At 41.0% G+C, this 22,274-nt stretch carries 24 protein-coding genes and 1 tRNA gene; 7 read left to right on the forward strand and 18 right to left on the reverse strand.

Annotated elements, in window-relative coordinates; translation table 11 throughout:
- The 9 genes from NMG48_RS11125 to NMG48_RS11160 all read right to left on the reverse strand — a co-directional run bounded on the left by NMG48_RS11125 (position 1) and on the right by NMG48_RS11160 (position 6,493).
- Positions 1–1,242, reverse strand: a complete 1,242-nt coding sequence (locus NMG48_RS11125) for a DegT/DnrJ/EryC1/StrS family aminotransferase (RefSeq protein ID WP_271251633.1) — start codon at positions 1,240–1,242, stop codon at positions 1–3.
- 40 nt (positions 1,243–1,282) lie between these two features.
- The gene (locus NMG48_RS11130; RefSeq protein WP_271251634.1) at positions 1,283–1,975 is read right to left on the reverse strand and encodes a formyltransferase family protein; all 693 of its coding nucleotides are present in this window, start codon (positions 1,973–1,975) and stop codon (positions 1,283–1,285) included.
- 5 nt (positions 1,976–1,980) lie between these two features.
- Positions 1,981–2,619 (reverse strand): class I SAM-dependent methyltransferase, encoded by a 639-nt coding sequence (locus NMG48_RS11135; RefSeq protein ID WP_271251635.1) that lies wholly within the window; start codon positions 2,617–2,619, stop codon positions 1,981–1,983.
- Positions 2,620–2,633: 14 nt separating this feature from the next.
- Positions 2,634–3,905: an ABC transporter ATP-binding protein gene (locus NMG48_RS11140; protein WP_271251636.1), complete on the reverse strand. Its 1,272-nt coding sequence runs from the start codon at positions 3,903–3,905 to the stop codon at positions 2,634–2,636.
- Between the two features lie 16 nt (positions 3,906–3,921).
- Complete coding sequence (locus tag NMG48_RS11145; RefSeq protein WP_441339165.1) at positions 3,922–4,086, reverse strand: DUF29 family protein; 165 nt, start codon at positions 4,084–4,086, stop codon at positions 3,922–3,924.
- Positions 4,053–4,193: a DUF29 family protein gene (locus NMG48_RS21810; protein WP_441339166.1), complete on the reverse strand. Its 141-nt coding sequence runs from the start codon at positions 4,191–4,193 to the stop codon at positions 4,053–4,055. The genes NMG48_RS11145 and NMG48_RS21810 overlap by 34 nt, the downstream gene beginning before the upstream one ends.
- A gap of 137 nt (positions 4,194–4,330) precedes the next feature.
- Positions 4,331–5,155: an ABC transporter permease gene (locus NMG48_RS11150; RefSeq protein WP_271251638.1), complete on the reverse strand. Its 825-nt coding sequence runs from the start codon at positions 5,153–5,155 to the stop codon at positions 4,331–4,333.
- A 76-nt stretch (positions 5,156–5,231) separates the two neighbouring features.
- Positions 5,232–6,308 (reverse strand): nicotinate mononucleotide-dependent phosphoribosyltransferase CobT, encoded by a 1,077-nt coding sequence (gene cobT / locus NMG48_RS11155; protein WP_271251639.1) that lies wholly within the window; start codon positions 6,306–6,308, stop codon positions 5,232–5,234.
- 35 nt (positions 6,309–6,343) lie between these two features.
- Entirely contained in the window at positions 6,344–6,493 is a 150-nt protein-coding gene (locus NMG48_RS11160) for a DUF2256 domain-containing protein (protein WP_126385148.1), read from the reverse strand.
- A 319-nt stretch (positions 6,494–6,812) separates the two neighbouring features.
- Between NMG48_RS11160 and NMG48_RS11165 the strand changes: the two genes are divergently transcribed.
- Positions 6,813–6,911, forward strand: coding sequence for a transposase (locus NMG48_RS11165; RefSeq protein ID WP_271251640.1), 99 nt, complete (start codon positions 6,813–6,815; stop codon positions 6,909–6,911).
- A gap of 382 nt (positions 6,912–7,293) precedes the next feature.
- The gene (locus tag NMG48_RS11170) at positions 7,294–7,416 is read left to right on the forward strand and encodes a hypothetical protein (protein WP_271251641.1); all 123 of its coding nucleotides are present in this window, start codon (positions 7,294–7,296) and stop codon (positions 7,414–7,416) included.
- A 49-nt stretch (positions 7,417–7,465) separates the two neighbouring features.
- Here NMG48_RS11170 and NMG48_RS11175 read toward each other — a convergent pair whose 3' ends face one another.
- Entirely contained in the window at positions 7,466–7,762 is a 297-nt protein-coding gene (locus tag NMG48_RS11175; RefSeq protein WP_126385298.1) for a hypothetical protein, read from the reverse strand.
- Positions 7,763–7,903: 141 nt separating this feature from the next.
- On the opposite strand from NMG48_RS11175, the gene NMG48_RS11180 reads away from it, so the two are divergent.
- Positions 7,904–9,202 (forward strand): tetratricopeptide repeat protein, encoded by a 1,299-nt coding sequence (locus tag NMG48_RS11180; RefSeq protein WP_271251642.1) that lies wholly within the window; start codon positions 7,904–7,906, stop codon positions 9,200–9,202.
- A gap of 41 nt (positions 9,203–9,243) precedes the next feature.
- Here the strand turns inward: NMG48_RS11180 and NMG48_RS11185 are convergent.
- The 7 genes from NMG48_RS11185 to prfB form a co-directional block, all read right to left on the reverse strand.
- Positions 9,244–9,315: transfer RNA gene (locus NMG48_RS11185), tRNA-Thr, on the reverse strand.
- A 266-nt stretch (positions 9,316–9,581) separates the two neighbouring features.
- Complete coding sequence (locus tag NMG48_RS11190; protein WP_271251643.1) at positions 9,582–11,921, reverse strand: secretin N-terminal domain-containing protein; 2,340 nt, start codon at positions 11,919–11,921, stop codon at positions 9,582–9,584.
- A 243-nt stretch (positions 11,922–12,164) separates the two neighbouring features.
- On the reverse strand, positions 12,165–12,917 hold the full coding sequence (locus tag NMG48_RS11195) for a hypothetical protein (RefSeq protein WP_271251644.1): 753 nt from the start codon (positions 12,915–12,917) through the stop codon (positions 12,165–12,167).
- Between the two features lies 1 nt (position 12,918).
- Positions 12,919–13,632, reverse strand: coding sequence for a PilN domain-containing protein (locus tag NMG48_RS11200; RefSeq protein ID WP_271251645.1), 714 nt, complete (start codon positions 13,630–13,632; stop codon positions 12,919–12,921).
- A 6-nt stretch (positions 13,633–13,638) separates the two neighbouring features.
- Positions 13,639–14,748, reverse strand: a complete 1,110-nt coding sequence (pilM, locus tag NMG48_RS11205; RefSeq protein ID WP_271251646.1) for a type IV pilus assembly protein PilM — start codon at positions 14,746–14,748, stop codon at positions 13,639–13,641.
- 475 nt (positions 14,749–15,223) lie between these two features.
- The gene (locus NMG48_RS11210) at positions 15,224–15,763 is read right to left on the reverse strand and encodes a DUF4168 domain-containing protein (RefSeq protein WP_271251647.1); all 540 of its coding nucleotides are present in this window, start codon (positions 15,761–15,763) and stop codon (positions 15,224–15,226) included.
- Positions 15,764–15,863: 100 nt separating this feature from the next.
- Positions 15,864–16,971, reverse strand: a protein-coding gene (gene prfB, locus NMG48_RS11215; protein WP_271255268.1) for a peptide chain release factor 2 whose coding sequence is annotated in 2 segments (ribosomal slippage) — positions 15,864–16,898 and positions 16,900–16,971 — 1,107 coding nt in all. Because the reading frame shifts where the segments join, the coding sequence is not laid out codon by codon here.
- Positions 16,972–17,564: 593 nt separating this feature from the next.
- Between prfB and NMG48_RS11220 the strand changes: the two genes are divergently transcribed.
- The 4 genes from NMG48_RS11220 to csaB all read left to right on the forward strand — a co-directional run bounded on the left by NMG48_RS11220 (position 17,565) and on the right by csaB (position 20,511).
- Positions 17,565–17,945 carry an FHA domain-containing protein gene (locus NMG48_RS11220; protein ID WP_271251648.1) on the forward strand — a complete coding sequence of 127 codons (381 nt, stop codon included), beginning with the start codon at positions 17,565–17,567 and terminating at the stop codon, positions 17,943–17,945.
- A 220-nt stretch (positions 17,946–18,165) separates the two neighbouring features.
- Complete coding sequence (locus NMG48_RS11225; RefSeq protein ID WP_126385280.1) at positions 18,166–18,513, forward strand: FHA domain-containing protein; 348 nt, start codon at positions 18,166–18,168, stop codon at positions 18,511–18,513.
- A 174-nt stretch (positions 18,514–18,687) separates the two neighbouring features.
- Complete coding sequence (locus tag NMG48_RS11230) at positions 18,688–19,221, forward strand: hypothetical protein (RefSeq protein WP_271251649.1); 534 nt, start codon at positions 18,688–18,690, stop codon at positions 19,219–19,221.
- A 249-nt stretch (positions 19,222–19,470) separates the two neighbouring features.
- The gene (gene csaB, locus NMG48_RS11235) at positions 19,471–20,511 is read left to right on the forward strand and encodes a polysaccharide pyruvyl transferase CsaB (RefSeq protein ID WP_271251650.1); all 1,041 of its coding nucleotides are present in this window, start codon (positions 19,471–19,473) and stop codon (positions 20,509–20,511) included.
- Positions 20,512–20,928: 417 nt separating this feature from the next.
- Here csaB and alr read toward each other — a convergent pair whose 3' ends face one another.
- A complete protein-coding gene (gene alr / locus NMG48_RS11240; RefSeq protein ID WP_271251651.1) occupies positions 20,929–22,080 on the reverse strand; it encodes an alanine racemase in 1,152 nt (383 codons plus the stop codon).
- Positions 22,081–22,274 lie beyond the last annotated feature (194 nt).

Consider the following 22,274-nt stretch of genomic DNA (forward strand, 5'->3'; position numbering starts at 1 on the left):
TTATATCATTTCTAACTTATTTTGATGTAAGTGTTTTTGAATAGAATCACTGTTGGCAATACTAAAGCGAATAATATTAACTACCTTAGCGATATCTTCTGTATTGATAGATGTTCCTGTGGGTAACAACATTACACGTTGAGTTAATTTTTCTGTTTCAGGAAGTAGTAATCCTGCATGGGGAAAATAAGATCTGTAAGGTTCCATTCTATGGCAACTAGGATAAAAGTAACGTCGAGCCATTACATTTTCTGCCTCAAGTATTTTTACCAGAAGATCACGATTTACGTTAGCTATAGTTTCGTCAACTTCTAGGACAATATATTGATAATTACAGCGTTCTCCGTTTTGATAGGGGAATATAGATATCCCTTTTATATCAGAGAGTTCTTGCTTGTAGCATTGATAGTTACGATGATTAATCTCAATAAATTCTTCTATGCTTTCTAGAGATGTTAGCCCCATTGCCGCAGAAGCTTCGCTCATCTTGCCATTTGTGCCAATATAAATCACATTGTCTAAACCAGCAAAACCAAAATTATTCATTAGACGGAGCTTTTGGGCTAGTTCGTCATTATTAGTTACAATTGCCCCACCCTCAAAAGCATTAATAAACTTTGTAGCGTGAAAACTAAAAACTTCGGCTTCTCCAAAATTTCCAATCATCTGCCCTTTATACGAACAACCAAACGCATGGGCAGCATCAAACATCAGTTTTAAGTTATGCTTTTCTGCAATTTCGCTCAATGTTTCAACATTACAGGGATTTCCCCACACATGAACCCCGATGATGCCTGAAGTACGCGGGGTAATCATTGCCTCTAGTCGATAGGGATCAATGGTATGTGTTTTTGGATCAATGTCACAAAATACAGGTGTAATTTCTTGCCATTGGAGTGCGTGAGCAGTAGCAATAAAAGTAAAGGAAGGTACTAGGACTTCGCCTGTTAAGCCTAATGCGCGAATAGCTAACTCTAGAGCAACTGTACCGTTACAGTTAGCAATGCAATGTTTGACTCCAATATAGTCAGCAATTCTTTGCTCAAACTCTTGAACAAATTTGCCATTATTGGTCAACCATTTGCGATCGAGCATATCGTTCATGCGATCTAGTAAGCTTTGTCTATTGCCAATATTCGGACGACCAACATGAAGCCTTTCCGTAAAAGTTGGTATTCCTCCTAAAAATGCTAAATCTTTAATCTCACATTTAAGTTTAAGATGATTTATAACAAAATTCATTATTTCTGGCTAAAGAATTACGATAATAAAAAAAACTGTCTTATAGGAGTCTCAAACTTATTTCAAATCGCTTCTGACCCACTAATATTTCTAATCCACTATATCCATCAAACGTCAAACACCGAATTAATTTAATTAATTCTTTCCCTTCCATTGTTTGCCAGTGATCAGTTGTCTTTAATCTTAAAAAGTCTTGCTTACTATGGTATGTTCCTATCCCTCTTTGTGGTAGTGCTGGCAAGTGTATCCCATCAGCAATTTTATCAAAATATTCTAGGAATAGCTGTTTCTCAGCTTGCCTAATACGAGCAAATAATAAGTCACCTGTATCACTTTCGCTATATTCTACTTGGATTTGAGAAACAATATCGCCTTCATCAATACCTTCATTGATTTCATGTAAAGTTGCTCCTGCTGGTGTATCTTCCCATAAAGCCCAAAAAATTGGATAGTAACCTCTTCCCCAAGGTAAATAGGAAGGATGTAAATTGTATATCTTTTTGTATTTGGAAATCACAAAAGGTTTAAATATTTTAGGGTAATGAATAGAAATTGCATTAGTAGAGTTTATAAATTCAACTAAATTTGGATTCTGATTGGAAACATTAATATTTAAGCTTTGAGCTTTTTCAAAGATTGATTTATCAAAAGTAAAAACCTGATTAGTTCTATTTGATGGAACCTGTTCTAAAGCCCACAAACCGATATCACCACCAAGGTATAGATCAATCATTATTTCTAATCCTTTATAGCTTCACAAATTAATTTTGAATCTTTTCGAGTCTCTAAATTATTTAATTCTGTGACTTCACTGACACCCCACTCTACATCCTTAATGATCCTAAAACCTGCCTCTTTTATTCTTCGATGCAGTTCTTCTCGATCATACATCCATTGATGTCCCCACCATCGGAAAGAAATGTTAATCATTTCAGCACGGGTTTTAATAAATTCATGACCTTCCCATTTTAACCAGTCTTGATCTCGCCAATTTTCTGATTGATATTTATCCACGGTATATTCTAATGACGGCATTGCTATCCGTAAAACCCCATTAGATTTTAAAATACGGTGACATTCTTTTAAAAAGAAAATAGCTTGCTCAATAGATAAGTGTTCTAAGAAATGTTCGTTATAGATTAATGAACAAGAATTACTTTCAAGGAATGGTAAACCATAAGAAGTATCCCAAATAATATCAACTACTTGGCTTTGCTCTTTGTCTATATTAATCCAGTCATCCAATCTAATAGAACCACAACCAATGTGTAATTTATAAGGAGATTTATGATTAGATAGTGTTTTGTTGATTGATCTAATTTTTGTTTTTCTATTTACTTTGCTTAGCAAGCTACTTAGATTTTTGATAATACTCATCGACTCACCTTAAATTAATGATTTACAGTTTTAATTAAGTCATCATTATTAACTTCTAATGACCAATCTAGTTTTGGTCTTACAATACCAATCCATTCTCCATACCAGTTTCCTTCTCTCTCAATATCGTGAACCTCAAAAAAAACAACATCATCTATATCAAGAAGTGGAATTGAAGTGTCTTTAACTATTAAAACTCTAAGTCTATAAGTGTCATTGTTAAAAAAGTTAGGAGGAATATGGCAGCTAGTTTTAATTAGTCCTATTGGAACTTGCTGAGGCTCTGAAAAAGAATTAAAAACACAAATATTATCATTTGTATAAATAACGTAACTAATATTTAATAATGTATTTGGAATGTAGTTCCAATATTCAAACTCTATGGTAAGTGAAGTGAGAACGGTTATTTCTTTAGTCTCATGCGGTTGGGAAGGTAAAATCGCAACCCTATGTAATTTCGCTTGTTCATTTCCAGGGGCAGTATCTGGACTGTGCCAAATCCTTTCAAGCTGATATTTTTGAGCAATATACAAATACTTAGAAGCTACTTTATTGATAGTGTCAGTGTAGGATATAGAGCCATTTTCCAGCCAGATTCCTTTTTGACATAGACTTTTTACAGCAGTCATATTGTGGCTGACAAATAGAACTGTCTTACCTTCATTTTTACTTACTTCCCCCATCTTCCCCAAACACTTTTTCTGAAATGATGCATCCCCAACAGCTAACACCTCATCCACAATCAAAATCTCAGGCTCTAGGTGTGCGGCTACTGCAAACGCCAACCTCACATACATCCCCGATGAATAGAACTTAACAGGTGTATCTAAAAACTTCTCCACCTCCGCAAACGCCACAATCTCATCAAACTTGCGGCTGATTTCAGCACGCTTCATCCCCAAGACCGCACCATTCATAAAAATATTTTCGCGTCCCGTTAACTCAGGATGAAACCCCGTCCCCACTTCTAATAGTGACCCTACACGCCCCCTAATAATTACCTCCCCCGAAGTTGGACGCACAATCCGCGACAGAATTTTTAATAAAGTGCTTTTCCCCGCGCCATTGCGACCAATAATCCCCACTACTTCACCCTGATTAACATCAAAGCTGACGTCCTTTAAAGCCCAAAAATCTTCAGACTGAGACTGTCCCCACTCACCCCGCAGTAACCCCTTAAACCCATCCACCAAATCTTCCCGCAAGCTATGGTAAGGCTTCGGCGTAGTTGACCGAATCTGGTAACACTTACTTAAATTGCTGACCTGAATTACTGGTTGCGTCATATTTTTTTAATAACAGCTAAGTCAAATTAATATCGCGTTCCAATACATCTCCAATAGTATAGGTGCAATCAGTTGGCATATCTAAGCCAGTTTCCCCGATCGCATCCAATCGACCAGTTTCATAAACTTGATGTAAATATTCATCCGTTAAATAGAGTTTGAGACTTGGTCTATCCCGCAAATATTTCTTATATTGAGTCGTTCCCGTTGGATTGTGGTTTGCCAAATCCTTGAACGGAACTGTGGTTGATAGTCCCACTTTAGTAAATGATGCACAATCAAACTCATACTATACCCAATCTTGAGCCGTATTGAGACTAATCTAACTTGTGATAAAGGCTTGTTTGTACAGCATATTATCTATTGTGTGTCTCCAAAACTGGGGATGATAGTTTTTCATGTGCAATGTAGAACATTATTAATTGTTAAATATAGTCTGCAAAACCACTTTCTACAGACCGAAATATCCATGCACCTAAAGTAAAGGTAGCGATCGCGCACAAAGATGACCAACCAAACCCAAGCCAACTAAACGTGGTCTGTCCAGTCACAGCAAATCGAAACACATCTAAAAATCCTGCCATTGGATTGAGATAGTACCAAAACAAAAACTGTTTAGGCACAATCTGTACAGAATACACAACAGGCGAAGTATATAGCCAAACCTGAATTAAAAATGGGATGAGGTATTGAAAGTCTCGATAACGCACGTTGAGCGCAGCTAAGATCATTCCTACTCCTGTGGCTAATACCATCGTCATAACCATCACAGGTGGGACTAATAATAAGCCCCATTCTGGACGCATTCCATAGATAAAAGTAAGAGGTAATAGCAAAAATAAAGAAACCACAAAGTCAATCCATGCTGAACCCACTGCTGCTAAAGGAATAATTAGTCTTGGAAAGTAAACTTTGGTGATTAACTGCGCCTCCGTCAGTAAACTTGAACCAGAACGACTAACTCCTTCTGAGAACAATCCCCACAAGACTAAAGCTGAATAACAAAAAATAGGATAGGGAACTCCATCGGAAGGAATTTTAATTAGATTGCCGAAAATAATATTAAAAATTGTCATGGAGACCAAAGGCTGAATCAGCACCCAAGCAATCCCAATTACGGTCTGCTTGTAGCGTACGGTAATTCTTCGCAGCATCAGCATATATAACAATTCACGATATTCCCAAAACTCATGAATTCCTTCACCTAAAGATGTATTTTTTGAGCGGATAATAGTTACTCTAGAATTCATACCGTTAGTTAACCTATTGGATCTGGAAATTTTTGAAGATGGAGAAATCTGAACTCATAAGTAGAAGATGACTCTCTCAGTATTTTGGAATGATGTAGGATTCGATCGCTCTTAATAACTGTTCCTGTGTCCAATTTTGATAGAGATTGGCGGCGATCGCTGCACCACCAGCACCAACTCCTTCCTTAACAAAGCCTTGTTCATAGGCACGTAACTGTGGAAAATTAGCTTTAGCAAAGCTCAGTTTGGTTGCAAGTAATGGTACATCTTGTACAGCTAAGGCTAGATCTATTGTATTGCCTGTGGGATCTTCGGCAACCCATCGGGTTGTGCCGATCGCGATTGCTTCAGGATGCCATGTGAGATTTTGATATTGTGCGATCGCTCTTGCTAGAGCATATACCGCTAGCATTTGTGTGCCGCCTGCGAGCAAGACTCCTGCATGACGACTAGCGGTGATCGCCATGCCTGCGACTACAATTTGCATGGGATCGCCCAAGGTTGCCACGATTTCAAAGGGTGTTGCCTCTGCAGAGAGATGTTCCAATCCTGACTGTACGATATTCCATTTTTGAGCATGGTTACAGGTGGGATGGGAGCTATTGATTTTATCCTTAGCATCTATTCCTAAAGCAGTGAGTACAGCCAGAGCTGTTGTTGTCCCACCAACCACACATTCACTGAGAATTACATAATCTCCTGATTGTGCTAACTTCTCGCCCCATACTAAGCCCTGTACAAATAATTGCAGTACGGTTTCTATGGGTAGAGCCTTGCCTGTACTCACGCACTGAGCAGGTAGACCATTAAGGGCAATCGCCTTAGTTGCATCTGTCGGAGCGATCGCTAAACCTGCATCAAAAATAAATAGGGGTAATGACTGTGCGGCAACAACCGCACGGGAAATTAAGACGGGTGATGCGCCTGCCACTAGAGGTGGTAAAGGGAAGTTGATATTTTTACCTGTGGCAAGAAATTCGGCATCAGCGATCGCTGTATATTTACGGTCTTCAGGTGTGGCTCCTGCGGCGGAGATATTGGGAATGAGTCCTGTTTCAGTAAAACCCAACACACAGGCAAATACTGGGCGTTTACCTCGATAGGTCTTAAGCCAAGCTTTGGCTTTTTTACGTTGTGTGTAGATTTTGATCATTAGTCTTTTATAGCAAAAGGATTGCTTGGCAAACCTTAACTATTGCTTTTTTGTTTGCGACAGCGATCGCTACAATATTTCACCTCATCCCAACATTTTTCCCATTTCTTGCGCCATGTAAAGGGCTTGCCGCAAACTATACAATCTTTGCTTGGTAAAAAGGATTTATTGCCTTTGTGAGTCATGTTATATTTTTAACTTATTATTTGGAATATGGCTATTTGAGTGAAATTGAAAGTAGTAATTAAGTGGCACTGGTCAGTTAATTAGTGTGGCAATAAAATCCCCTTGAGGATAGTAATTCCAGCATAGAAACGGGACGATGAAAAAGTCCGATTGTCATAGTAGGAGTCTTGTTCTTGCGCAAGCCGACATGAGAGCGTACCCAATTGGGAACTAAGCATTGTGCTCTGATATTTGCAGGTGGGATAGATACAGAGACTTTTCTTTTTTTTCGTTCGCGCAATTCTTTTTCCTGATCTATGGAAAGGTGCGGTTGTCATTATGGATAATCTCAATGTTCATACTAATCTATTAGTTATAGAGGCGATTGAGTCTGTTGGTGCGAAGGTCTTGTTTCTGCCTACCTATTCTCCTGAGTAAAATCCTATTGAAATGTTTTGTTCAAAACTAAAGGCTTTTTTACGCAAACTTAAGCCTAGAAATAGAGCGGATTTAAATACTGCTGTTTCTAGTTTCATTGCTTCTCTTCAGCAAAAATACCTTCTTGGTTATTTTATTGAGACTGAAGCTCGTACCGTACTTATCTGAAAACTGCAATACTAGCTCTAAATGAATTAACCCCTCCATCAGTTATTCGGATTCGGATTGAAGGTTTAAAAGCGGAGACACGGAAAAAGTTTTTGTTAGCCGTAATAATTGAATGTATGGAAGACTTGCAAAATGGATTAGCTATCACCATTGATCCTAATCGCGTTCGTATCCGTAAACTACAACTAATTCCTAATTGAGTACTCCTAAACCTATGACCCAGACTATTGAGAAAAAATCTACGCTCTGCGATCGCAATTTCAATTTGTGGTTAGAAGAGGCGATCGCAAAGTTAAAAGCTGGTGATTTTCAGAATCTCGATGTAGAGAGGCGTTAGAAGGTGTATTTCTAGAAGACAAGCATAGGATTCAAAATTCCTATTTCAATTATTTCAACTTATCTAATGCTGATTTTGCAACTTTTTGGGCTGCTTTCTGAATGCGGCTGACGGTTTTAGAAACCTGTTTTTCTAAATTTTTTTCCACATTCTCTAGAGCTTCATTGACTGACTCTACTGCCCAACTGTCAAATTCTTCGAGACGATCGCGAACCACATCAACCTGCTTATCAACAGTCTTGTGAGCTTTTTTAATATTTTTTTGGTACTGCTCTTGTGCAACATCAGCGACAGTATGTAGGGTTTTCTCGATCTGATGTTTGATATCTTTAGACTTTTTGGGCATAGCGACAACTCCTGAGTGGTTCACTGCAAAAGTATAGTTTTAACTATAATACTAGTGCGATTGCCACTCTTACAGATGAATAAATCAAAGCTGTAAGACACTGATGTAATGATTCGCAACAAAGATAAAAGACCAAAGCCCATGACTCTAGTTAATTCTTTCCCTAATCCAGATTTCTATCAACAGGGTTTGGCAAAAGCGAAGTCGGGCGATCGCTATGGCGCAATTCAAGCTTTTAGCAATGCGATCGCGGCTAATCCTAAAAGTGTAGAAGCATATTATCAGCGTGGATTGATTCTCTTTGACTTAGGCGATCATCAAGGGGCGATCGCTGACTATAATCAAGCCCTGAGCCTCAAACCCGATGCAATTGATGTTTATATTGCACGAAGTATAACGCAGCTAGCACAGGCTAATCTCATCGCTGCCCAAGCTGATATTGCCCAAGCCCTCGAAATTAACTCCAAGTCACCCATAGCCCATCAATTATTAGGCTTGATCTATAAGCAGCAAAACCAAATCGAAAAGGCGATCGCAACCTATAAAAAAGCTGCTAGCCTATTTTTAGAACTTCGTGATGAGGAGAATTGTCGTCGTTGCATTGAGAGCTATAAACCTCTAGAAGGGCTGTTACCGCCTTCAACGGAGGATATCTTTGCGAATGTCCAGCAAAAAATTGATAAGAGTGATTATACAAATGCCTTAATCGATCTCAATTGGCTGCTACAAATCGAACCGAAAAATGTTAAAGCTTTCTGTCTGCGTGGTTTAGTCTTGGGTAAATTAGGAGACCCACAGAGTGCGCTCAAAGATCTCAATCAAGCGCTATTTTTAGAACCGCACAATCCTGAAGTCCGTGTTGGTCGCGGCAAAATTCGGGCAGAAATTGGTGATGCTCAGGGGGCGATCGCTGATTTTAATGAGTTACTACGCGAATATCCTAGCAATAGTGAAATTTATACAAATCGTGCTAAAGCCTATCTAAAGCTTAAGGACTATCGCACAGCAATTGAAGATTTTTCAAGATCGCTGGCTCTCAATAATCAAAGTCCGCAGCTATATTGCGATCGCGCTGAAGCAAGATATGACTTTGGTGATCTCAAAGGGGCGATCGCTGATTATCAACAAGCCGCCAATATTTGGTTTAACCAATCGATCATGGATCGTTATCGCTATGCTTTAGATCGCATTAATCTTTGGCAATCGGAACTTGATAAACAAGATAAGGACGCTAAGCGTCAACAGGATAAAGCGGCGGCAACAGTTGATTTAATGCAGATGCCTAGTTTGGAATTGCAACAGCGTTTACTTAGTCTAGTAGGTGGCAATATGGCGATCGCGCAACGTCTGATCGATATTGCTAAACAAGAAAACCCAAACATGCCTGAGGTTTGGTATTGGCAAAAAGTAGTTTTCGACCTAGAAAGCGATCAAAAGTAAAAAAGCGTTTCTAGGCAACGCCTTTTTACTTTTAGTGTTTAAGCCCTCAACGGGATTTGAACCCGTGACCTTTCCCTTACCAAGGGAATGCTCTACCCCTGAGCCATGAGGGCGTTTTTTTGACGCTTTGTAATTATGACACAATAGTGTGCATTTATTGCAAGATTAGAAAAAATATTTTTATAGCGATCGCAAAGCCCAAGAAGAGAATAGCGCCGCTATTCTCTTCTTGGGCTTTGATTTTGTCTTAACACAATCAATGACAATTATAGCCTTACAACTCTCGACCCAAAATTTGGAGATTTTCATTAAAAAACAGTCGTAGAAATATTTCTACGACTGTAAAAAGGAGTGCAAATGAAAAAGATGGCTCTAAAACTTACTGAGACTTACGTTGATTGCTATCCAACACCTTTTGAACTTCTGGTCCAGGTTGGTAGGTATAACCCCAGTTTGCATTTTGACTATCATCAATAATGCGTGGCGTTACGATAATAATCACTTCATTGCGGATACTCTGATTTTGTTCTTGGCGGAACAAAGCACCAATAATCGGCAAATCACCTAAGAATGGAACTTTAGTTAAAATTTGGCGATCTGTATCCCGAATAATACCAGAGAGAACAAGAGTTTGACCATCCCTGATCCGAATTTGTCCAGAATTAAGAGTGCGCTTAGAGATTAAACCTTGTGAGGTCTGAACACCTAATACAACACCTAGTTGCTGAGTCGTAACTAGAGCACTAATACTCGGCGATACTGAGAAGTTAATAAATCCATTGTCATCAACACGTGAAACATTAATATTTAATGTCAAACCTACTGGAGACGTAGTTACGGTTTGCGTTGGGAAATTCTGCGTTGTAGTACCACTTGTAACGGAAGTGATAGTAACTGTATTCGCAGTCACTACATCTTCTGTGAGCGCAACTGTTGCTGACTCACCTTCTTGGACTGTTAATGTAGGGTCGGTAATTACTTTAGCATTCCCACTCACTACGCGAGCGCTGAGTGAGCCGAATAGTCTTTGAGGTGAAGTAAGAATTGATGGAATAGTAGTCGCATCATTAAAATTCAATGACAATACACCAGATGTCGATGAAATTGCTGTGCCAGTTCCACTTCCATCAGTGTTGCTTGCATTAAATGAAAGAGATGAGCCAATTGTCTGGTTCTTGTCTAGATTTACCTCGACAACTTTCACGTTAACAGCCACTTGCCGCTTACGCAAATCAAGTCGAGCGAGTTGAGCCTCGGCAAATTCAACTTGTTTCGGACTACCAATCAACGTTAGTGAATTCCCTCTTTCTTCAGCGATTACTTGTAAGCCTTTCAAAAGTGGAGTCGCACCAGATTCAGCAGTAATAGCAACTGTTTCTAGAGTTGGAACCGCTTCTGTTGGAATATTAACGACTACTTGGGATGCTGTTCCAATTTGTGCTGTTTGGGTTCCAGGAATCGGACGCTGGCGATTCACAACACGGGATGCACCTAATCCAATAAGATAGGCTGATGCCTCACCAACTGTAATTTGGTTAAGGCGATAGCTTTTAGTGACTAAGTTTTTGAGGGTGACAGGTAGCTTCGTTGCAACAAAAATTGTTTGCCCAATACGATTTGCTTCTAACCCAGAGATTCTTAATACGTTATTGAAAACATCTTGAGCAGTTTCGTTCTCAATTGAGAGACTCACTGGTTGCTTTAATCCTGTAGTAGTAGTAGATCCTGCTGTGGGGGCTGCACCAGCTGCCGCAGGAGCTTCTGCGGAAACAACACTCAACCCAGCAACACGCCCAATTAATGTTAAAACTTCGATCGCTGGGGCATCACGCAAGGTAATTCTTGGTACACGCTCTGCTGTACCAAGATCGACAATATCGGGACGGAGCTTAGCAGTGCTGGTTGCAATGTCGCCAACAGGAGGAGTCCTTAATTGGCGAAACGGTGGCACAACTCCAGGGACACGTCCTGGTAATTGTGGAGTGACTGGATTAGCGACAGGCGGTGGAACAGTGTTATTGTCACTGGTCTGCGCAACACGAGTCTTGCCATCGGCAGACGTAATAGTAATCTTTGGCTCAAATAATGGTTTACCAAAGGAAGATGGGGCAGCCGTAGCTTGAGCTGTTAGGACTTTATTAGTTTCTGATGGATTTTGTTGACTGTTAACGACTCCAGATTCGGGGGCATTTGCAGATGATATAGAACTACTTTGGATGGCTGAAGGCTGTGTCTCTAGACTTAAAACTAAGCTATCACCAGTATCTTGACGCTTGATTAGCTCTTTGAGTACTTCTGGATCAACAGTATTTACACGAATCCGTACCTTATTTGCTGCGTACTGAGTTGCCTCAATGGAAGTAATACCAGGCATTGGATTTGACTGAGTATAGCTCGCATTACCATTACCGAGTTGCAACTGTGCGCCATTGAGGACAGCCACCCATGATTTGCCTTGGCGGGTATAGGTGACTTGTGGGCGATCGCTGCTAGCAAAGTTCAAAGTGAGATTCAGGCGATCGCCTGTCACACTAGTATTAATATCGGTAATGCGACTGGCAACAGCAACAACATCGCTTTGGTTGGCTGAGACTTGAGTTTGAGCTTGACTAGGGGCGATCGCTAATGCTTGTGGGCAACTAGCCGCAATTAGAAACCAGCAAGCCAGAGACTTTCCACTCAATTTTTTATCCAACCTATCATTCAACTTGGCATTCATAATTACACTCCTCTTGCTCCTTGCGGAACTCAATACGCTTAAATCTTTGTAGTAAATCTGTAAAAACTGGAACATGTCCTAACGAAAGGAACGACACAACCAAGACAGAATTGACGCGATTATGGGTCGAGATTATACCATACTTTGTCAATTTCAAATCAAAAAAATAATAAGCCCTACCTATAACTCAAGGACTACCTCTTTGTCATTTAGGTAGGCATACTTGTTATTTTTTATTTATTGCTATTTTTTGGCTGGTTGCGCTGCAGCCGCAGCTGCCTTAAGTTCCGCTTCACTTAGTGGCACAAAAGCCTCTAAAGTAAAATCAGCACCAATCAACGGTGGTAAGACATCAAGAATCTCTTTCTCCTTACCAGGGGCAATTGGACGAGAGAATTTAAATTTCTCGGTGGGAAGAGCTTTCTTGGATAATTTTAAGTTTTTGACCACCAGCAAGGGCTTCAAACGTTCAATTTTTTGAATTGTGTTTAATACATCTTCAAACTTGCCATCAAACCCAATCGTGAACGAGTAGGTATTGTACTGTGGTCCCTTAACCGGTTCTGCGGGCTGAAAAACTCGCATTGTGCCTGCTAATTCATAGGCAAAATCTGGGGGTAACGCGATCGTAATAGTTTTGGGGATCTGCTCTTGGATATCTCTCATCAGCGTATCAACGTTATCTACACTGGGTAAAAGAGATAGAACAAATAGATTTTGTTTATTGGCATCCTCAATCTTTTGAGCAATATTGCCCTTACTAGCGACCTTCTGCTCTAAGGCTACAAGACCAGATTTTTTAGTTGCAATATTTGTTTGTCCAGATTGCACTTGATCCCAGAGAGGTTGTACATAAGATGTGCCAACATAGGCAGCAAGTCCGATGCCACCAATTCCTATGAGAATTCCTAAAATTTTGGAAGTTAAGGTGATCCCAAATAAAGTAATACCACCTGCACCCTCATCAATCCCTGAAACTGCTCCAGCGTTTGTCATTTTATTTGATTACTCCTTGTTGTTTTAATAGATTGACTCTTGCAACTAGCCCATCGGCTCCCAATTTTTGTAGTTGAGGTAATAGTTCGGCAGGGCTTTTGGAAGTAACAGTTGTTTGAATTTGAAAGTTAACCAATGTGAAGTTTTTCTCTACTGTTGCGGGTTGCAAAGTTGATGAAACCAGCTTTGTTTTTTCTCCATCTAACAGAGGTGATGCCTTTAGCAATAACAGATAGTCGTTTAACTCGTTATAGTTAGTAGCTGTCCCATCTAAACTCAATGTTGATAGTGACTGACTAGGATTTTGTGGGGTTGCAGGTATGGATGTTTGAGCAATCGACCTAATCTGAACCGTGATAGGTGTACGCTTTCTAATATCGTCAGAGATGGCACTCACAGGGAGATTGCCCACAAATAGACTTAAAAGTTGTTCAGTTCTGGCTTGTATTGCTTGGAGTTTCTTTTCTTGCTCCTCTAGCCCTTTGAGCTTGCCATTAAACTCTGTCTCTTTAGCGGTTAAAGTTGCTAATTCTTGCTGTATTCCCTCATTAGCAGAGTTGAGAAAGAAAAATGCACCGCCAACTAAAGCTAGTGCTACTACAGCTACCGCACCTCCATAGATTAAAAACTGGGAGTCAGCGATCGGTTGTCGCTCCACTGCCTGCGCTTCAGCAGCAGCTCGATCATTTAAAAAATTAATATCAAGTGTATACATAGATTTTCAAACCTCCCTCAAACCTAAACCTAGAGACACAGACATCGCCATACGATCTTGGATGGGAATATCACCATCAACGGATACACCTATAGCAGTAAGTGGATCGATCGCACTTGCAGCAATACCGAGGCGTTGGCTAAAGAATTCGTTCAACTGACCAATACAAGAGCCAGGGCCTGCAATCAATAGCTGAACTACATCTGAACCAGGAGATTGACTAGTATAGAAATCAATAGAACGGCGCAATTCATCGGAAAGGTCACCAACAACCCTCATGATTGCTGCATCACCAGGAGTATTGCCTCCACCTGCTAAGCTCGCAGTGTCCATAGATTGCACAGGTACAACCGTTGAACTCAGCATTTCCATATCCGTTGTCCGCCGTGGTGGCAGATTAATTGCCCGTAACTGAGCATTTTGAATTTGCGCTGTGCCAATTGGGAAGGTTCTAGAAAATTGCGGTACGCCATCAACAGTTACAGTAATTTCTGTTGCTTCATACTCAATATCAACGATCGCCACAGCTTCCGCGAGAGTACTAAATCTTGATAGCTCATTGTGCATTGCTCGAATCAGTGCAAAGCTACTGACTTCCACAACGTCAACCTGTAGCTGCGCTATTTCTAGAGCTTGCATATAGCTGTCGGTTACTTCCTTAGGCGTTGCCACCATCAGGATTTCAATGCGCTCGATACCGTCATCATCCAATGATGTACCTAGCTTTTGATAGTCCACGTCAGCATCTTCACGGGGAAATGGTAAGTATAGGCTAGCTTCTTGATTGAGTACCATTTCGCGTAATTCCAAATCAGGAATCTCCGCAGGTAAGCGAATCAAGCGACTAACCGTCTCACGACCAGGTAGAGCTGTCGCAACTTTCTTGGCCTTTACTTTTTTCTCTGCAAGCAAACTGCGAATACTTTCTCCCAGCGCTACAGGATCGAGAATGCGCCCTTCTTCAACAATTCCTTCAGGAAGCTCAACGCTACCATGCGCCACTAACTTATAGGAAGATTGCCCCTTACGGCGCAATTGAACAAGATTAACTTTCTCGGAAGTAATTTCGATTCCGATGCCTTTTTTAGACTTTCCGCCAAACTTTAAGCCGAACATAAGCGTGTCTTTACGAGTTTTGTAGCTTTTGTAGCACTGGGCATACTAAACAATGGAGGGATTATAGACTGTAAGTGTCTATTGTCAATAGGACAAGAAAAAATAATCATGTCCAATGTCGTAGATGTCTGATTTTGCCTTGTTTCTTATAGACGATTTTGGTCGTTTTAGCAAACAAAATAAAAAAGATTCGGACAATGCCCGAATCTTTTTTATTTTGTTTGCTATGACTAGTTAGTTTAGGACAAGCACAAAAGCGCGATCGCTGTAGAGTTTTTGCAATCCAACTGGACTTTTGTGAGACAGGGGAGTAATCCAACTGTTTTGAAATATTTTTTTAAAGTAACGTGAGTTCGATAATGCCATTTGCGCGGCGCGAAGCACCGCGCAAATGGCGGAAAATGGTAAAAATCGCTTAGCGATTTTTACCATTTTCCGTCTTCGTCGAACTGACGTTCAAATACTAGAAATATTTTTATTTGCTCTTTCGTAGTTCCATTTGCTTGGCTTGGATTAAACCTCGTAAATAGGGGTTCTGTCTTTGCTCACGGGTAATCTGGTTAAACTCTTTGTTGGTAAATCCCCGTTGATGAATTTCTTTTTCGGTAAAGCTCCGCAACTGACTACAGAGATCCTGTAAAAATTCGGGTGGTTGGGCAAGATCGCAAACCTTGGTTTGTTGAGATTCGGCAAGATTAGCAACGGTTGTCCAATTAGAGTTATTTTTAGCAGCACGAAAAATTTCTAGCCGTTTATTTTCGATCGCATTTACGGCCGAAGCATAGCGAGTTAACTGATCATCACCAAAGACAGCTTGAGCCAGAATATTATTTAATTGCGTTATTGATTGATCTGTTTGGGCAAAGGTTAGGGAACGATCGCGATTGATTACAGGTTCGGCGATCGCGGATATTGCTAAACATAAACCCAGTAAACTAGCCTGACCTATACCTTTTTTAAGATAGGCTAAATACTTTTTTAGATAAACTGAATGCCTCTGATACTGCATATTCATAACTAAGCGCCATTAATTGCCAAAAATACTAAGGACGTATGGGCAGAATTTGTAAATTTGCGATCGGCAACTTAAAAACTCTGTCTACAAAAATATTGACTTAAATAATCTGATTTTGTTGCCGCAAATATGACTGAATGAAGGGTTCAAGATCTCCATCCATCACATTTTGAATATTCGTAGTTTCTTCACCTGTACGTAGATCTTTCACTAGTTGATAGGGATGAAATACATAATTGCGGATTTGATTGCCCCATGCGGCTTCAACCATGTCACCACGAATATCAGCAATTTTTTGAGCGCGTTGCTCTTGGGCAATAATTAGCAACTTGGCTTTGAGCAACCGCATCGCATTTTCTTTGTTTTGTAATTGCGATCGCTCTTGGGTACATCGCACTGAGATGCCCGTTGGCAAATGGGTAATGCGTACCGCCGTTTCTACCTTGTTGACATTTTGACCACCTTTACCACCTGCCCGCGTAGTGGTAATTTCGAGTTCCTTGGGATCAATTTCCAGATCGACATCTTCCTCTAGCAATGGCATCACTTCTACACCAGCAAAACTAGTTTGGCGCTTGTCATTGGCATTGAATGGGGAAATCCTGACAAGGCGATGGGTTCCTTTTTCAGGAGCAAGATAGCCATAGGCATAGCGTCCATGCACCAATAGGGTAACCGACTTAATCCCTGCTTCTTCACCTTCAGATATTTCTGAAATTTCGACCTTGTAACCTTGGGACTCACAAAAGCGGGTATACATCCGCAGTAACATTTCCGTCCAATCTTGGGAGTCTGTACCGCCTGCCCCTGCATTAATCGTCAGGACTGCATCATATTTGTCGTATGTACCTGACAACAACTGCTCCAAATCCCAGCGATCTAGTTCTTGCAAAAGCTGACTAAGGCTTTGTTTTGCTTCGTTAGCTAGGGAAGGGTCATCTTCGAGGGCGAGTAATTCCGCGATCGCCTCTAGATTTTCGATAGTTTTACGCCATCGCTCAAATTGTTCAAGATGGGATTTTAGTGCATCTAGTTCACGCATTGTTTTTTGCGCTTTGTCACTATTTTCCCAAAATTCTGGTTGGGCAGCCGTTTGTTCAAGATCACTGATTTTCGCTGCGATCGCAGGTACGTCAAAGATAGTCCTGAGCAATGCTCAGGCGCTGAGATAAAATCTGAGTTTGGCGTGCGATCTCCGTAACGTCCACTGACAATATTTCTCCGAATACAACTGTTTCCAATTGATTATTGTATCGCAATCATCATAGGACTATGGCAAGATATCAACACCTAATCCGCCCATTGCATAGCTTAGGTGTTGGGATTTTGTATTTAATTGAGCTTATTAAATAATTTCCAAAACAATCCCTACAATGTAGCCTTAAAGATGATTTCCTTCGTTGCCAACTATAGGCTAGTTTAAGTTATGAATATATTCATGTATGAGCTTCTACCTGATTAACTATAACGAATATTTCTTCTCATAAATATTGCTATAGCGTGTATTAATCTAGTGAAGTAAAGGGTTATGTCTCCGCCTTCGGCGGGGACATAACCCTTTACCTCGCTTGTTTGAAAAGCGCTATATATTTTCGGGATAAATATTTTTGACTAAAAGCATCGGCTAAAAGTATCGGCTAAAAAGTAAAGTATGGGTATGTCTGACAGAGCTTTGCGATCGCAATGAGTAAGTTAGGACACAAAAATCAGTCTCAGTAAGGTTTTTGAGTTTTTATTTTGCCCCAAGCAAAATAAAAACCGCAATAAAACACTACCGAAATATGGAGAACCAACACACAATATGCCAGACCGAATCTATGATGAAACTGAACTTAGCGTTAATCTCACTTCTGATCACACATTAGTGATTACTGACAATAATGGAACCCGTAAAATGCAGTTGACCGCTGACAAATATACAATTGGGCGAGAGTCTGATAACACAGTGAGGTTACACTCAGATTTTGTCTCCCGCTACCATGCCATCTTGCTCAAAGTCCATTATTCTAACCGTCCTGACACCTATCGCATTATCGATGGCAGTACTTCAGGAAAAATCAGCAAAAATGGGATTGTCCTCAATGCCTTGCGCAAAGTTTCTTCCTACGAGCTTCAAGATGGTGATATCGTCACCTTTGCCCCTGAAGTGCATATTCTCTACCTCGCACCAAAACTAACGTGAAGTTTAAGTTTTAATGCAAGAAAATTTAAGGAACAATTACTGCCTAAAATTTAACGTATAGGTTTTCAGGTATAAGATGAGTTACATGGCTAATTATTGCTAAAAAATCTATAATTCAATCCATTTGTAGAGTAAAGTAGAGCGAGATTAACCCAAATGCTTACTAGTAGCCTATACTTTTCGCTGGTAAGCGACATCTACTTCTTTTTTTGGTGAGCTAATGAGCGAAATACACGTTAGTCACACGCTATTAATCACAGATGCGAGAGGTAGTAGAAAACTCGCACTTGATGGATTAAAGTACACAATTGGGCGGGATGTGAATAATAATATTCAACTTTATTCACGATTTGTTTCCCGCCAACATGCTGTGTTGCTTAGAGTTCCGGGGGAAGGTGGCAAATATTTATATCGAATTATTGATGGGGATTTGTCTGGGAAGCCTAGTGTCAATGGTGTAATTATTAATCATCATATGAAGGTCGCTTCTTCCTATGATTTGCGAAACGGCGATGTGATTACGCTTGCCCCCAATGTGGAATTAACCTATCTCAGTACGCCAGTTTAATTCTCGTTATGTCTCTCTATTGCAAGCGAAAAGCGGTGCAAAGCACCGCTTTTCTTGTTTTGAGTTTCATGTTTTTGCCGACATTTTTACTGATGATTTCTAGTCTGTATGATCTGGGGCTAGATGAAACAATGGGAGCTAGTAAATTCGCAATTTGGCTTAATTGCAGCATATATGGCAATTGTTTTATCCGATCAAGAAAACATAGACTTGCTGCTTTTGTTAGTCAAAGTAGCGATCGCTTTTGGGGGAATGGCGATCGTGCTATGGTTCTTGTTTTGGTTAAGACTCAAGAATCTGGAAAAGCGTCTCTATGTGGGGCGTAAGCAATTACATTCTCAATTTTCGGTAAGAACTCCTCAAAAAAACTATATTCAAAGACCACAAAAGACTCTAGTAGCCACGAAAGTAGCCCATCGCCCTAGTACAAATATCAGGACTAATGTTCCGACAAGTCGTAAATTTGCACCTGTCCCGCAGGTCTATCGCCCCCCCACCTATGTAAAAACTCTAAAAAAATCGCCTAAGCGTACAACCAAATCCAGTTGGCGTTGGGTTCTGGCTATATCCCTCGCTAGCATTACGGGAACGGCGATCGCCTTATTACAACTGGGCAATACTTGGATCAGTCCCGAATTTACAACCCTACTTTGGTTTGGTATTGGTGTAATGATCATTTTGAGCGCCACTTTAGTAGAAATCACATAAATTTACGTGAGTTCGACAACGCTATTTGCGCGGCGCGAAGCGCCGCGCAAATAGCGTTAACTGATGTTAAATTACATAGCCAGATTTGCTAAAAAATGAAGGCGGCGCTTTGCGCCGCCTTCATTTTTTAGCAAATTAAATCTTAGAGTTCGCTGATTAACCTCATTCGCCCCTATACAATATTGATGCTGTAGCCTTTGTTCAGCAAGGTTTCAGGCAAACAAACAGGCGAAAATTAGGCGAATTAATATGCGGCGTGCGGTTTTATGTGGATATTACGGAATGGGTAATGGTGGTGATGAAGCTTTACTTGCCACTTTGCTACAAATGTTACCCAAGGATATCCAACCGCTAGTTTTATCGGCTAGTCCTAGAGCGACCGAAAATTTACATCAAGTCAAAGCTAGCGATCGCTATTCGGTATTTGGCTTAATCAATGAATTTAAGCGATCGGACTTATTTATTTGGGGTGGCGGTAGCTTGATGCAGGATGCGACCAGTGCCAGAAACCCGATTTATTACGGTGGTTTAATGGGCTTGGCACAGGGAATGGGCTTGCAAACATTTGCATGGGCGCAAGGTGTTGGGCCCCTCAAACGCAAATTAAGTCAATGGATCGCCAAACGTGCTTTTCAAGGATGTAATGCGGTATCCGTCCGCGATCGCCATTCCGCCGAGTTGTTAGCAAATTGGCAAGTCAAAAGTATAGTTGCTCCCGATCCTGTTTGGGCATTAGAGTCCTCACCAATGGATCTTTATGGTGATATTCCCTCACCCCGCGTGGCTGTAGTTTTGCGATCGCACCCTGCTTTAACTTCCTGTCGGTTGGCGACGATTACGGAGGCTTTGCAAAATTTGCAGGCACAAACCGAGGCACATGTTTTACTAGTTCCTTTTCAGCCCTCCCAAGATCAGGCGATCGCCCAAGCAATTTGTGCTTCGCTTAATGACAAATTGCCTAAACACAGTCAAATCATCATTCAAAAAGATCCTCGCAAACTGAAAGGAATTTTTCGAGGTGTGGATTTAGCGATCGCCATGCGGTTACATGGGTTAATTATGGCGGCGGCTGAGGGTTGTCAATGTTCAGCAATTAGCTACGATCCCAAGGTGTCCTATTTAATGGAAGACTTAGCAATTTCGGGTTGGGAATTAGAGCATTTACCCGATGATGCTCAAGTACTTACGGAGACTTGGGTTAAAGATTTAGAAAATAGCAATCAAGCGATCGCTCCCCGCATTCACCAACTAAAAAAACAAGCATTAATTCACCAAAAGATACTTCTTTGACGTGAGTTCGATAACGCCATTTGCGCGGCGCGAAGCGCCGCGCAAATGGCGGAAAATGGTAAAAATCGCTTAGCGATTTTTACCATTTTCCGCCTTCGTCGAACTGACGTTAATATACTTGACGCACCAAATCTCTAAAACCCCCTCTAACTCCCCCTTGAAAGGGGGAGAACTTAGACTTCCCCCCTTTCAAGGGGGGACTGAGGGGGGTAAAAATCTGCGCAGTGTGTCAAGTATATTAACGCCTTTTTAAGGGGGATTGAGGGAGACCATTAGCAACTAAAGATATAGCTGATAACTTGTGTAACCGTAGCTTTGTAAGGGGGAGAAAGCAGAAATTTATGCTAAGTAGGTACTTCTCAAACACGCTCTTACTTTTGGGCTTTTAAAATTTGCCAGCTTAAGCCGAACTCACGTTTAGTTATGCAAAAGCGCAACCCTGATCGCATTTGTAACATTGATACGTGGTAAGCGATGCTTAAAGCCGCAGAGAATCTCCCATGAAATCGTGCCTAATAAATTTGCCCAGTCATCGGCAGTATTTTCAGAATCACCGCCCAGAAATGTCACCACATCACCTACATGCACATTCGGCACATGGGTAACATCGATCGCACATTGATCCATCGTAATTGTGCCGATCTGAGCAACTTTTTGCCCATTTACTGCCACACGAATGCGATTGGATAAACCTCTGGGAATGCCATCAGCATAACCGATCGCTACGGTTGCGATTGTCATATCCTGTGGGGCAATAAATGAACGCCCATAGCTCACGCTTGTACCTGCGGTGATAGTTTTAACTTGGGTAATGCGAGCTTTGACAGTAAGGGCAGGCTGTAAATCAACAAGATTTTGAAGATGGGGGGCAGGATAGAGTCCATAAATACCTAAACCTGTTCGCACGATGTCGTAATGAATGTGGCGATCGCATAACATGGCGGCGGTATTGCAAATGTGAATGAGGGTTGGATAAATCCCTTCAGCCTTGAGAGATGCTATTACTTGCTGAAATCTTTGGCTTTGCAACTGCATAAAGCTGCGATCGCTGTCATCGGCAGTGGCAAAGTGCGAATATACACTCATGATTTCTAAATTTGGCAAGTGCTGTACTAACTTCACAAAGGCGATCGCCTCTTGCCAATTTACGCCTAGTCGTGACATACCTGTATCAATTTTTAGATGTACAGGAATCTGCTCGCCAGTTTGCGACAACACATCGTGATAAATCAACGCCTGCTTAGAATTAGAAATTGTCGGTTGTAATCGGTATTCTGCGATCGCTTTAATCTCATCAACACCATTGGTTGCCCCCAGCACCACAATCGGAACTGTGATACCTGCACAACGTAACTGAATACCTTCAGGAATCGTAGCAACACCTAGCCAAGTCGCCCCCGCCTCGATCGCTGCTTGACTGACATCGACCGCCCCATGTCCATAGGCATCTGCCTTGACGATCGCCATTAATTCCGTTGGTGGAGTCAACAGCGATTTTAATTGCTGCACATTATGTTTAATTGCTGATAAATCGACTTCTACCCATGCCCGATGATTTTGCTTGAGCATTACAGCGCACTCCTGATGCGATAAGCGAAAAACAAGAATACAAAGATTGTTCGGCAAAAAGACGCTTGCTGTTATACCAAGTTCCGTAACAAACTCAAAATACAGAGTTTTGGAGATGTGTTTGGTACACATTTGCCAGACAAAAAGAATCAATCATAGTAAAGGTTTGGTAGTTTTTATTTTGACGTAGGCAA

Source organism: Pseudanabaena sp. Chao 1811, from assembly GCF_027942295.1.
Taxonomy (GTDB): Bacteria; Cyanobacteriota; Cyanobacteriia; order Pseudanabaenales; family Pseudanabaenaceae; genus Pseudanabaena.